The following is a 12,064-nucleotide window of genomic DNA, read 5'->3' as shown; positions in this document are numbered from 1 at the left end:
CAGGCCCAGTCATGATTCAACTATGGAGGCACTGTGAAGGCATTGCAAGGCGTTGACGGACATGTGGAGTGGGTCGAGGCCGAACGCCCGACCTGTGACGCGGGCCAAGTGCGCATTCGCGTGGCCGCTGCGGGGCTGAACCGCGCCGACCTGCTGCAGATGAAAGGTTTGTACCCGCCGCCACCAGGTGCCAGCCCATACATGGGGCTGGAGTGTTCCGGGGTGGTTGAAGAAGTGGGGGCTGGTGCCGCTTGGCGCGTGGGTGACCGCGTTTGCGCCCTGCTGGCCAGCGGCGCCATGGCCGAGGAAGTGGTGGTCGACGCCCGTCATGTACTGCCGGTGCCCGAGGGCCTTGGCCTGCATGAAGCGGCAGCGTTGCCGGAGGTGTATGCCACCGCCTGGCTGAACATCTTCCAGCTCGGTGCAGTGAAGGCTGGCGAGAAGGTGCTGGTGCACGCTGGCGCCAGTGGCGTTGGCTCGGCCGCCATCCAGCTGTGCAAGGCGTTCGGCAGCCCGGTATGGGTCAGCGTCGGTTCGCAGGACCGCCTGGCCTACTGCCAGGCGCTGGGCGCTGCGGGTGGTGTGGTACGTAACGAGAACCTGGACGCGCTGGAAGGTTTCGGCCCGTTCGATGTGATTCTCGACCCCGTGGGCGCCAGCTACGGTGAGCTGAACCTCAAGCTGCTGGCCCGTGACGGGCGCTGGGTGATCATCGGCCTGATGGGCGGACGCAAGTTCGAGCTGGACCTGGCCCAGGTGCTGGGCAAGCGTCTGGAAATTACCGGTTCCACCCTGCGCAACCGTGATGACGGCTTCAAGGCCGAGCTGCTGCGCGAACTGCAGCAGCAAGTATGGCCGCTGTTCGCCGAGGGGCGGTTGTCGCCGCAGCTGGTCGACACCTATCCGGTGGAGTTTGCCCAGGCGGCGTATGCCGAGCTGGAGACCAACCAGGTGTCGGGCAAGCTGGTGATGGTGATCGACCCTAGCCTGGTGTAAGCAGGCCTCGTCCCTTCGCGGGTTTACCCGCGAAGGGACCGGCACAGCCCACAAAGACCTTCAGCTCCAGCTCAGAATCGGCCACCCATTGATCTCGGCATGCTCGCGCAACACCGCATCCGGGTTCACCACATGCGGGTGATCCACTCTCAACAACAACGGCAAGTCATTCCTCGAATCGGAATAGAAACTCGCGCCCTCCAGGTTCTCCTGCTCCTGATCCAGCCATTCCAGCAACCGCGTGATCTTGCCCTCACGATAGGTCAGCACCCCGTGGGTCTTGCCGGTGTACACCCCGTTCACAGCCTCAAGCTCGATGGCCAGGTATTCATCCACGCCCAGTCTCGCGGCAATCGGCCCGACCAGGTGCGTCCCCGAAGCGGAAATGATCAGGATGCGATCCCCACGCTTGCGGTGCTCGGCAATGCAGCGGCAGGCGTCACCGTAGATGATCGGTTCGATCACTTCTTCGACCCACGGTGCCACCAGGTGCTCGACTTCTTCCAGGGTACGCCCGGCAATCGGCTCCAGGCTGAAGGCCATGTAGTCCTCCATCTGCAGGTGGCCCCTGCCATAGGCTTCCATCAGTTCATGGTCGCGGCGCAGGAAATCCTTGCCGTCGACCCAGCCCAGCCGGGCCATCTGCTCGCTCCACAGTGATGCGCAGTCGCCGTGGATCAGGGTTTCATCCAGATCGAAAATTGCCAGTGCCATTGTGTTGAGTCTCCTTAAGCCACTTCCCGCAGCGCAGTGGGGTCGATCGACACGCTTACCCGTTTTCCGTCCGCATGCAAGTCGGCCGGCGAGCGGTTGAGCACATCGACCACCAGCTCCACGTCGCGCACCCGCACCCGGTAGCGGATTACGTTGCCCAGCAGGCTGTGGCTGCGCACCTCGGCGTCCCGCTCGCCGTGCTCGCCAAGGGTGATCGACTCCGGGCGGATCGCCAGGCGGCTGGCCACCGGGCGCTGCAGCAGGCGGCTGGCACTGTCGGCGTCGAGCAGGTTGTAGTTACCGATGAAACCGGCGGCAAACAGGTCCACGGGGGCGGTATAGAGGGTTTCGGCATCGCCGCTCTGGACGATGCGCCCCTGGTTCATCAGGAAGATGCGGTCGGACATGGTCAGCGCTTCCTCCTGATCGTGAGTGACGAATATGGTGGTCAGCCCCAGTTCGCGCTGGATGGCGCGAATCTGCTCGCGCAGGTGCTTGCGGATACGCGCATCCAGCGCCGACAACGGTTCGTCGAGCAGCAGCAGGCGTGGGCGGGTGACCAGTGAGCGTGCCAGGGCCACGCGCTGGCACTGGCCACCGGAAAGCTGGTGCGGGTAGCGCCCGGCGAACTTGCCCAGCTCCACCAGCTCCAGCACCTCGCGTACCCGCAGCTGGCTTTCATCGGCCTTGACCTTCTGCATGCGCAGGCCGAAGGCGACATTCTGCTCCACGGTCATGTTAGGGAACAGCGCGTAGCTCTGGAACACCATGCCGATGCCACGCTTTTGCGGGCTTAGCGGCACGATGTCCTGGCCGTCGAGCAGTATCTGCCCGCTGTCCACCGAGGTCAGCCCGGCAATGCAGCGCAGCAGGGTGGACTTGCCGCAGCCGGACGGGCCAAGCAGGGTCACGAATTCGCCGCGTTCGATGTGGCAGTCGATGCGCTCGAACACCGGGCTGCCGGCGTAGCTTTTCTGCAGTTTCTGTACGCTGACGAAGCTCATGTCAGGTCTTGTCCTTGTTCAGGCGGTTGGCGACCCAGGTCAGTACCAGCACGAAGGCGAAGTAGGAGATGACCAGCGCGCTGTTGAAGTGGCCACTGCTGTTGCGCATGTTGTTCAGGTACACCTGCAGGGTCTCGTAGCGGGTGCCGACCAGCAGGTTGGCAAACACGAATTCGCCGAACAGGAACGAGAACGACAGCAGCACTGCCACCATCAGGCCCTGGCGCAGGTTCGGCAGCACCACCAGCAATGCGGCCTGCCAGGTGCTGGCGCCGAGCAATTGCGCGGCGTCCATCAGGTCGCGCAGGTTGATGGCCTGCAGGTTGTTGGTGATGGCCCGGTACATGAACGGCAGGGCGATGGTGAAGTAGCAGCCGATCAGGATCCACGGTGTGCCGACCATGGCCATCGGCCCGCTGCCATACAGCTGCAGCAGCCCCACCGACGACACCACCGGCGGGACCGCGAATGGCAGCAGGATGAGGATGTTCATCAGCGCGTCGAGCCGCGGGAAGTGGTAATGCACCACGAACAGCAGTGGCAAGATCAGCACCACCGACAGCAGCAGTGCGCCTACGCACACCAGCAGCGACTGGCCGAACGCGGCGAGGAAACGCGGCTCGCTCCACAGCGCCACATACCACTTCAGGGTCAGGCCACTGGGCAGCAGGCTTGCCGACCAGCTGGTGGCCAGCGAGTAGAGCAGGGTGCCGGCCAGGGGCAGCAGCAGGATCAGGAACAGCAGGTAGACCACGAGGCGGTGGTACCAGCCGCCGGAGCGGATGTCAGCGCGCATGGTAGCTCCTTTTCAGCAGCCATTGATGCACCACCGTGACCAGCGTCATCAGCCCCACCAGCACCATCGCCAGGGCGCTGGCCAGGTTCGGATCGAGGCTGATGTCGCCCGCCACCAGGCCGGCGATGCGGATCGGCAGTACGTTGAAGTTGCCGGTGGTCAGTGCGTACACGGTGGCGTAGGCGCCCAGGGCGTTGGCCAGCAGGATGACGAAGGTGCCCAGCAGTGCCGGGGCCAGCACCGGCACGCCGATGTGTCGCCAGTACTGCCAGTGGTTGGCGCCCAGCAGCGCGGCTGACTCGCGCCAGTCTTCGCGCAGAGCGTCGAAGGCGGGGTACAGCAGCAATACGCCCAGCGGGATCTGGAAGTAGGTGTACACCAGGATCAAGCCGCTTTTGGAATAGATACTGAAGTCTTCCAGCAGGCCGACCTGCTTCAGCAGCAGGGTCAGCGCGCCGTTGAAGCCAAGCAGGATGATGAAGGCGAAGGCCAGCGGTACGCCGGCGAAGTTGCTGGTCATGTTGGCGAAGGCGCTGACGAAGTCGCGCAGCTTCGAGTCCACCTGGCGCAGCGAGTAAGCGCCGAGGGTAGCGATGACGATGCCGAACACGCTCGACCAGAAGCTGATTTCCAGGCTGCGTTGCAACGCCTGCAGGTAGAACTTGGAGGCGAACACCTTGCTGAAGTTGTCGATGCCCCAGCCGGCCTCCGATTGCAGGCTGTTGATCGCCACCCAGGCCAGCGGGGCGACCTGGAAAATGACGAAAAACACGGCGAACGGCAGCAGGCAGAGCAGGGCCAGGTAGCGGCCACGCATGCCGCCATTCACTTCAGCAACTCCCGGCAAACCGTCTTGTCGTGCGCGGCGCCCAGCAGCTCGCAGATGGTGCCGCACAGTTCGGTTTGCAGCGGTTTGGCGGCCGGGTCCAGGCTGAAGGCGTCGCCGAAGACGAACAGCGGCACTTCACGTTCTTCAGCCAGCAGGCCGTTGTGCGAGCGGTCGTTGTTCATGCCGTGGTCGGCGGTGACCAATACCTGATAGCCCTCTTCGAGCCAGCCAGGCAGGTAGTCGGCCAGCAGGATGTCGACGCTGCGCGCAGCGTTGCGATACTGGCTGCTGTCCAGGCCGTGGCGGTGACCCACGTCGTCAACGCTCATCGGGTGCACCAGCAGGAAGTTGGGGGCGTGACGGCGGCGCAGGTACTCGCCATCGGCCAGAAGGTGCGAATCGGGGTAACGGTCGTCCCAGTAGAACAGCCCGTGCTGGATCGGCAGCTTCGGCGCGTGGGTATGGCGGTCGCGCTGCGGATCGAAGGGCGAGCGGTTGTACAGCTCGCTCATCCAGTGATAAGCCGCCGCCGCGGTGCCCAGGTTGGCCTCGCGGGCGTAGTGAAACACGCTGCGTTGGTTGGACAGGCGGTTGATGTTGTTGTGCACGATGCCGCTGTCGATCGGCGGCACGCCGGTGAGGATGCATTCGTACAGCGGCCGCGACAACGAGGGCAGCTCGCATTCCACGCGGTACAGCGCGGCGCGATCTGCTTCGACGTAGGCGTGCAGGTGGCCCATCGCATGGTGGGCGACCTGGTAGTTGAGGCCGTCGAGCAGGACCAGGATGACGTTGTGTTGCATGTTTTCTCCAGTCATGAACCGCGTTGGCACCTTCGCGGGTAAACCCGCTCCTACAGGTATCGCGTATCCCTGTGTAGGAGCGGGTTTACCCGCGAAAGGGCCGGATCAGGCACTACAAAGCCCAGCCCCTTACTCCATCTCGATGATCACCTGCTCCTGCCACATCTGCGGCAGTTTCTTCGAGGTGGCTTCCCAGGCTTCGGCATTCTTGATCGGCTGGGCGGCACCGTACTGCTCGTTGGGCAGCAGCTTGGCCTGCACATCCGCCGGCAGCTTCAGGTGCTCGGCCCGGATCGGCCGTGCATGGCCCTTGGCCAGGTTGATCTGCCCAGCGTCGCTGAAGATGTACTCACGGGTCAGCTTGGCCGCGTTGGGGTGCTTGGCGTACTTGTTGATGACCGTGGTATAGCCGGAAATCACCGAACCATCCGAGGGGATCAGCACTTCAAAACGTTTTGGGTCGATCTGTTCACGGTAGCTCAGGCCGTTGAAGTCCCACACCACGCCAACTTCCACCTCGCCCTTCTCCAGCGTCTGGATGGTCGGGTTGGCCAGCGACAGGCGCTTCTGCTGCGCCAGCTTGGTGAACAGCTGCAGGCCTGGCGCCACGTTGGATTCGTCACCTTTGTAGGCGATGGCCGCAGCCAGCACACCGTTGGCGGCCTGGGCGGCGGTGCCGACGTCACCGATGGCAACCTTGTACTTGCCTTTTTCCAGGTCATGCCAGGTTTTCGGCCGTTCCTCTTCCTTGACCAGGTCCTTGTTGATGATGAAGGCGATGGTGCCGGTATAGGCCAGCGCCCAGTGGCCGTCCTTGTCCTTGGCCCATTCCGGCACCTGGTCCCAGGTGCTTGGCTTGTAAGGCTGGCTGACGCCCTTGGTCACCGCGATCGGGCCGAAGGCCGCCCCCACGTCACCGATGTCGGCGCTGGCGTTGTCCTTCTCGGCCTCGAACTTGGCGATTTCCTGGGCCGAGCTCATGTCGGTGTCGCTGTGCTTGAGGCCGTACTTGCTGGCCAGGTCTTCCCAGGTGCCTTTCCAGTTGGCCCAGGCGTCGGGCATGCCCACGCTGTTGACAGTGCCTTCCTTGCGGGCGGCGTCTTCCAGGGCCTTGAGGTCAGTGCCGGCGGCCATGGCCGTGGTGCACAACGCGATGGCCGAACCAAGCAGTGACGCCATGAAGAACTTTTTCATCCGAAGCTCCTTTGGGTGGGTGCCTTTGCGATCGTTGTTCTGGGTAAAGCCGTTGCAAGCCTTTGACTGGCACCTTTGGTCTAGGTCAGCAAACCTTGAGCCAAGGTAGGCCGCTTGCGTGACAGTTTGATGTAGGGAGGGGGCCGGCAAGGGCCCTGAAGCTACAGCGTAGACCAGGTAATCGCCCCGGTTCTGCTGGCTTGGCGCGTTTCTGGCAGTGCCTGGCCCAAGCTTTGTCACAGGATGTTCATCAGCCCTGCCTAGGCTTGCACTATTCTCAACCTGCCCTGTGATGGGGCTGGACTAGTCCAGATAGGTAACCTTTCGATGCAGTCGACGCCCCCGCGTGCGGTAACAGCCATCTGCCATGCCCTGCAGGAGCAGATCGAGCATGGCCTGCTGGCGCCGGGCGGCAAGCTGCCGGCCGAGCGGCGGCTCAGCGAGGTGTTCGACACCACGCGCATTACCCTGCGTGAGGCGTTGGTGCAGCTGGAGGCCCAAGGCTTGATTTACCGCGAAGAGCGCCGAGGCTGGTTCGTTGCGCCGCAACGCTTGACCTACGACCTCATCGAGCGCAGCCATTTCCATGCCATGGTGCGCGATCAGGGGCGGGTGGCCAGTACCGAACTGCTGTCGGCGAGGCTGCAGCCGGCTTCGGCGGCCATCTGCGCACGCTTGCAGCTGCCGGCGTTGTCCAGCGTGGTGCGCGTCTGCCGGTTACGGCGGATTGACGGGCGGGCGGTGCTGTATGCCGAGCATTACCTGAACCCCCGGTACTTTCCAGGCATTCTCGAACACGACCTGGCGCAGTCACTGACCGAGATTTATGGGCGGGTGTATGGCATCGAGTACGGGCAGGTGTGCTTCGAGATCCTGCCGACAGCGTTGCCGGTGGAGGCGGCAAGCGCTTTGAAAGTGTCGGCGGGCAGCCCGGGGTTGCACATTACCCGGGTCAACAGCGACCAGCATGGGCACTTGATCGACTGTGACCTCGAGTATTGGCGGCATGATGCGATCCGCATTCGGGCCCAGGCGGGATGAGGTGTTGCCTTCTTCGCGGGTAAACCCGCTCCTACGAGCGGGCCTCTGTCATCCCACCCCCACCGGCTGTCACCACCTGCACCGACAACCGCGGCGTCGCCAGGTCCAGCCCGGCTTCATCCAGCTGCCGCTTCAAGGCCAGGTTGAACGCCCGCGACACCTCCCACTGCTTGATCGGCGCGGTCTTGAACCGCGCCCGCAAGATCGCCGACCCTGACTCGAAGCTCTCCACCCCCTGTAGCTCCAGCGGCGACCAGATATTGCGGCGCATCAGCGGGTCATTGCGCAGCTTCTGCCCCACTTCGCGAACCAGCGTGATCGCCTGGTCGATGTTCATGCTGTGCGGGATTGCCACGCGGAAGATCGCGTAGCCGAACTCCCGCGAGTAGTTCTTGATGCTCTTGATTTCGCTGAACGGGATGGTATGCACAATGCCGTCGATGTCGCGCAGGCGCACGGTACGAATGGTCAACCCTTCCACCGTGCCCAGGTGGCCGCCGACATCCACGTAGTCGTCGATGGCCAGCGAATCTTCGATGATGATGAACAGGCCGGTGATCAGGTCGGCCACCAGCGACTGCGCGCCAAAACCGATGGCCAGGCCGATCACACCGGCACCGGCCAGCAGCGGGGTGACGTTCATGCCCATGTTGGCCAGGGCGACGATGACCGCAATGATGAAGATGACCACGAACATCACGTTGCGGATCAACGGCATCATGGTTTGCGCACGGGCGTTGGCCAGCCCCCGGCGCGAGCGAACCAGGGCATGGTGTACGGCGGTGTCGGCAAGGATCCACACCAGCCAGGCCACGAGCAGCGTGCCGGCCAGGCCCAGCAGGCGCAGGCTGATGTCATGGCCGTCGCCCTCGGCGAAGCTGATCATCGACACGCCCCACACGCGCAGGCCCAACTCGATGAACACCAGCCAGATGAACAGGTGCACCAGCAGGTAGCCGAAGTTGCGCAGGCGCTCGGTGTACACCGCCTGGCGCTTGCTGGCCCGCTTGGGGTTGGCGGCATGGCGGCGTACCAGGCCGTTGAGCACCATGCACACCACCACCAGCACCGTGCACATCAGCGACTGCCGCAGTGCGGTGCTGGTGTCGCCAGCGGAGACGAAGGTGGCGAACAGCGAAATGGCCACCAGGATCAGCGCCGGAATGAACCAGAAGCTGCCGAGGATCTCGATGGTATCGCTGAGGGTGCGTCGGGTCAGGCGCCGCGACAGTGGCTGGTTGCGGATCAGGTGGGCGATCGGCCGGCGGAAGCGCAGGATGAACAGCCCGGTGCACAGTGCCGCAATCACATTGGCCAGGGTAGCCAGGGCGTGGGCCAGGTGGGTACCGAGGGCAACCAGCATGCGTGGATCGCTCATCGCCTCGCCAAACGCGGCGAAGCTGCCGATCAGCCACAACGGGCGAAACGCCTGGCGCCGCAGGATGTGCAGGGCGCGGTGGCGGTGTGGGCCATCCAGCAAGGAAAAGGCGATGACGCAAATGGCCGAAAAGCAGGTACCGACCACCAGTGCGTAGGCCAGCACCATGGCCAGGGATTTGCCCAGCGATGGCGGCAGCACGAAACTCAGGTACACCGTGAACACCAGCGCTACCAGCCAGGGGCCGAGCTTGCGCAAGGCAAAGCGCACCAGGTCCCAGGTACGCGGGTGCTGTGGCAGTTCTTCGCTCAGGCCAAAGCGCAGGCGGACCCGATGGCCGACCCAATTGAAGGCGTAGGCCAGCACACTCCACACGACAATCACTGCAGCAAAACCGAACAGGATTGGCGGCCACTGGTGCACGGGCACCACCAGTTCGGTCAGTTCGGCCTGGGCTTGTTCGATTTCTGCGGCCCAGCGGTGGAATGGACTGGCATCGCCGCTGAACTGCTTTTCAAAGTCATGCAGGGCACCGCCGATCAGGCCGAGTACGCCCTGTTCAACGCTGGGTTGCGATTGCCGGGTGGCGTCGCGCAGTTTTTTCAGGTCGGCCAGCAGCTTGGCCCGTTGCTGGTCGTTTTCGAGGTTCTTGATCACCTCGTCCAGCGACTTGCCTAGCGGCTCGGTGGCTTCTGGCTGTGCGGGCGCACTGCCGCCCAGCAGGCCAGGCAAGCCCGCCGCTTGTACCGGGGCGATGAATAGCAAAAGCAACAGGAACAGGTAACGCAGGAGGGCAGGCACTGGCAAATCTACCTCAGGTCAAACGATTGACCGAGTGTAGAGGTTTATGTCGGCAGTTTCTCGAGGATCTTCCAGCAGGTGAGGCCGAAAATACCCAAGGTGCCGACCCACATCATCAGTACACCGATGTTGCGTTCGCGCATGCTGAAGCCGATGGTCAGCAGCATCAGGAACAGGAACACCGGGACGAACAGTGACAGGAACGGGGACATGGACAGCAATCCTTTTGCAGTGGGGCCATGTAACAAGCATAGCGCTTGGCAAGCGAGGCGTGATTGACCTTGAGCATGTGTAAGCAGGCTCGGCCTATTCGCGGCGGTTCGACGCCTCGAATAGGCCGGGCCTGCTTAGATCAAGGCAGTTCGCGGCTACGGTAGAACGCGGTCAGTACCTTCACCAGGTGCGCCAGGTCATGGCTGCCGCACAGCTCGCGAATGGAGTGCATGGCAAATGTCGGCAAACCGATATCCACCGTGCGCACACCCAGGTGGCTGGCGGTGATCGGCCCGATGGTCGAGCCACAGCCCATGTCGCTGCGCACCACAAAGCTCTGCACCGGTACTTCCTCGGCCATGCACAAGTGGCGGAAGAACCCGGCAGTCTCGCTGTTGGTGGCGTAACGCTGGTTGTTGTTCACTTTGATCACGGGCCCGGCGTTGAGCTTCGGCCCGTGGTTGCCGTCATGCTTGTCGGCGTAGTTGGGGTGCACGCCGTGGGCGTTGTCGGCCGATACCATCAGCGAGCGCTGGAGGGTGCGCACATAGGTGTCGCCATCGGGTAGCAGGCGCTGCAGGGTCTGTTCCAGCATCGGGCCATCGGCACCACAGGCCGAGCAACTGCCGACTTCTTCGTGGTCGTTGCACACCAGCACACAGGTCTCGTCGCTGTCGGCGGCCAGCAGGGCCTGCAAGCCGGCGTAGCACGACAGCAGGTTGTCCAGGCGGGCGCCGGCGATGAAGTCGCCATTCAGACCGATCAGCGCGGCGTCCTGCGTGTCATAGAAGCTCAGCTCGTAGTCCAGCACCACGTCGGCGATCAGCTCGTGCTCGCGGGCCAGTTGCTCGGTGAGCAGGGCGCGGAAGTCGATGCGTTCGTCACCGGCCACTTGGGCGAGGATGGGGGGCAGTTCGTTCTGCGGGTTGATCGCCCATCCTTCGTTGGCGGTGCGGTTCAGGTGGATCGCCAGGTTGGGGATGATCGCGATCGGCAGCTTGAAGTCGATCAGCTGGCTTTCGACCTTGCCGTCACGGCGGTAGGTGACGCGGCCAGCCAGCGACAGGTCGCGGTCGAACCAGGGTGCCAGCAACGCGCCGCCATACACTTCCACGCCCAATTGCAGGAAGCCCTGGCGCTGCAGCTCGGGCTGAGGCTTGACCCGCAAGCACGGGCTGTCAGTGTGGGCGCCGACCATGCGGATGCCATTGAGCAGCGGCGACTGCTTGCCCAGTTTGATGGCGATGATTGAAGAATCGTTGCGGGTGACGTAGTAGCGGCCGCCAGTCTCGGGGTCCCAACTGTCGCGCTCGTCCAGGCGCTTGTAGCCGGCCGCCTCAAGGCGCTGGACCAGGCTGGCGGTGGCATGGAAGGGCGTGGGGGAGGCCTTGAGAAATTCGATGAGGCCGGTATTCAGTGCGTCGCGCATAGCTCACTCCAGACAGCAGTGGCGCGAGTTTAACGCAGAATGTCGACAATTTGTGTCTGCATCTTCGCGGCTAACGCCGCTATCTCAGGTATTAAACAGCCCCTGAGCGCAGCGCGGTCCTTGTAGGTGCGGCTTTAGCCGCGAAGAGGCCGGTACAGGCCCTGCGAAATCAGAACGGTGCCGGGCACTCGAACTTCAACCGTTGCCCGGACACCGGGTGGGTAAAGCTCAGCATCGAGGCATGCAGGCACAGCCGCTCATGGGCTGCCAGGGCTTGCGGGTTGGCGTACAGGCGATCACCCAGCAGCGGGTGCCCGATCGACAGCATGTGCACGCGCAGCTGGTGCGAACGCCCGGTAATCGGCGTCAGCTCCACCCGACAGTGATCGCCGCAGCGCTCGACGATACGCCAGAAGGTCAGGGCGTGCTTGCCCTGTTCGTGGTCCACCACATGCCGTGGTTTGGTCGGTGGGTCGTAGCGCAGTGGCAGGTCGATGCTGCCGCTGTCCAGCGCCGGCTGGCCCCAGCACAGTGCGGTGTAGGCTTTTTCGGTTTCACGGTCGTGAAACTGGCGCGACAGCTCGCGGTGGCTGTCGGCATCGCGGGCCAGCAGGATGATGCCGGAGGTTTCCCAGTCCAGACGGTGCACGATCAGCGCATCGGGGTAGCCGTTTTCCTGCAGGCGGGTGATCAGGCAGTCCTTGTTGTCCTCGGCACGGCCAGGCACCGACAGCAGCAGGGTCGGTTTGTTGATCACCAGGATGGCGGCGTCTTCGAAGAGGATCTGGACATTCGACAGCGGCATTACAGGTCTCACGAAAATAGCAGTAAACGCTGGGGCCGCTTTGCGGCCCTTCGCGGGCAAG

12 protein-coding genes are annotated in these 12,064 nt (G+C 63.5%); 2 read left to right on the top strand and 10 right to left on the bottom strand.

Annotated elements, in window-relative coordinates:
- The first annotated feature begins 33 nt into the window (after positions 1-33).
- Entirely contained in the window at positions 34-996 is a 963-nt protein-coding gene (locus ACF8Q6_RS13350; RefSeq protein WP_010952769.1) for an NAD(P)H-quinone oxidoreductase, read from the top strand.
- A gap of 60 nt (positions 997-1,056) precedes the next feature.
- Here ACF8Q6_RS13350 and ACF8Q6_RS13345 read toward each other — a convergent pair whose 3' ends face one another.
- From ACF8Q6_RS13345 to ACF8Q6_RS13320, 6 genes are all read right to left on the bottom strand, one after another.
- A complete protein-coding gene (locus tag ACF8Q6_RS13345) occupies positions 1,057-1,710 on the bottom strand; it encodes an HAD family phosphatase (RefSeq protein WP_003252546.1) in 654 nt (217 codons plus the stop codon).
- 14 nt (positions 1,711-1,724) lie between these two features.
- Entirely contained in the window at positions 1,725-2,714 is a 990-nt protein-coding gene (locus tag ACF8Q6_RS13340) for an ABC transporter ATP-binding protein (RefSeq protein ID WP_392490777.1), read from the bottom strand.
- Position 2,715: 1 nt separating this feature from the next.
- Complete coding sequence (locus ACF8Q6_RS13335; RefSeq protein WP_392490778.1) at positions 2,716-3,510, bottom strand: ABC transporter permease; 795 nt, start codon at positions 3,508-3,510, stop codon at positions 2,716-2,718.
- A complete protein-coding gene (locus tag ACF8Q6_RS13330; RefSeq protein WP_196250035.1) occupies positions 3,500-4,327 on the bottom strand; it encodes an ABC transporter permease subunit in 828 nt (275 codons plus the stop codon). Before ACF8Q6_RS13330 ends, ACF8Q6_RS13335 begins: the two co-directional genes overlap by 11 nt.
- An 8-nt stretch (positions 4,328-4,335) precedes the next feature.
- On the bottom strand, positions 4,336-5,142 hold the full coding sequence (locus ACF8Q6_RS13325; RefSeq protein WP_003252558.1) for an alkaline phosphatase family protein: 807 nt from the start codon (positions 5,140-5,142) through the stop codon (positions 4,336-4,338).
- Positions 5,143-5,271: 129 nt separating this feature from the next.
- A complete protein-coding gene (locus tag ACF8Q6_RS13320) occupies positions 5,272-6,336 on the bottom strand; it encodes an ABC transporter substrate-binding protein (RefSeq protein ID WP_392494148.1) in 1,065 nt (354 codons plus the stop codon).
- Positions 6,337-6,663: 327 nt separating this feature from the next.
- Here ACF8Q6_RS13320 and ACF8Q6_RS13315 point away from each other — a divergent pair, with 327 nt between their 5' ends.
- On the top strand, positions 6,664-7,377 hold the full coding sequence (locus ACF8Q6_RS13315; protein ID WP_003252562.1) for a UTRA domain-containing protein: 714 nt from the start codon (positions 6,664-6,666) through the stop codon (positions 7,375-7,377).
- Between the two features lie 31 nt (positions 7,378-7,408).
- Here ACF8Q6_RS13315 and ACF8Q6_RS13310 read toward each other — a convergent pair whose 3' ends face one another.
- From ACF8Q6_RS13310 to ACF8Q6_RS13295, 4 genes are all read right to left on the bottom strand, one after another.
- Positions 7,409-9,556: a mechanosensitive ion channel family protein gene (locus tag ACF8Q6_RS13310; protein ID WP_014754207.1), complete on the bottom strand. Its 2,148-nt coding sequence runs from the start codon at positions 9,554-9,556 to the stop codon at positions 7,409-7,411.
- A 44-nt stretch (positions 9,557-9,600) separates the two neighbouring features.
- Positions 9,601-9,768: a hypothetical protein gene (locus tag ACF8Q6_RS13305; protein ID WP_003252566.1), complete on the bottom strand. Its 168-nt coding sequence runs from the start codon at positions 9,766-9,768 to the stop codon at positions 9,601-9,603.
- A 140-nt stretch (positions 9,769-9,908) separates the two neighbouring features.
- A complete protein-coding gene (locus tag ACF8Q6_RS13300; RefSeq protein ID WP_012053413.1) occupies positions 9,909-11,198 on the bottom strand; it encodes a M18 family aminopeptidase in 1,290 nt (429 codons plus the stop codon).
- A gap of 169 nt (positions 11,199-11,367) precedes the next feature.
- A complete protein-coding gene (locus tag ACF8Q6_RS13295) occupies positions 11,368-12,003 on the bottom strand; it encodes an RluA family pseudouridine synthase (RefSeq protein ID WP_019436776.1) in 636 nt (211 codons plus the stop codon).
- Positions 12,004-12,064 lie beyond the last annotated feature (61 nt).

This window comes from Pseudomonas sp. GLN_2 (genome assembly GCF_043106005.1).
Lineage (GTDB): Bacteria > Pseudomonadota > Gammaproteobacteria > Pseudomonadales > Pseudomonadaceae > Aquipseudomonas > Aquipseudomonas alloputida.
The sequence above is the reverse complement of the archived record's forward strand: the minus strand, read 5'-3'. Positions and strand labels throughout refer to the sequence as shown.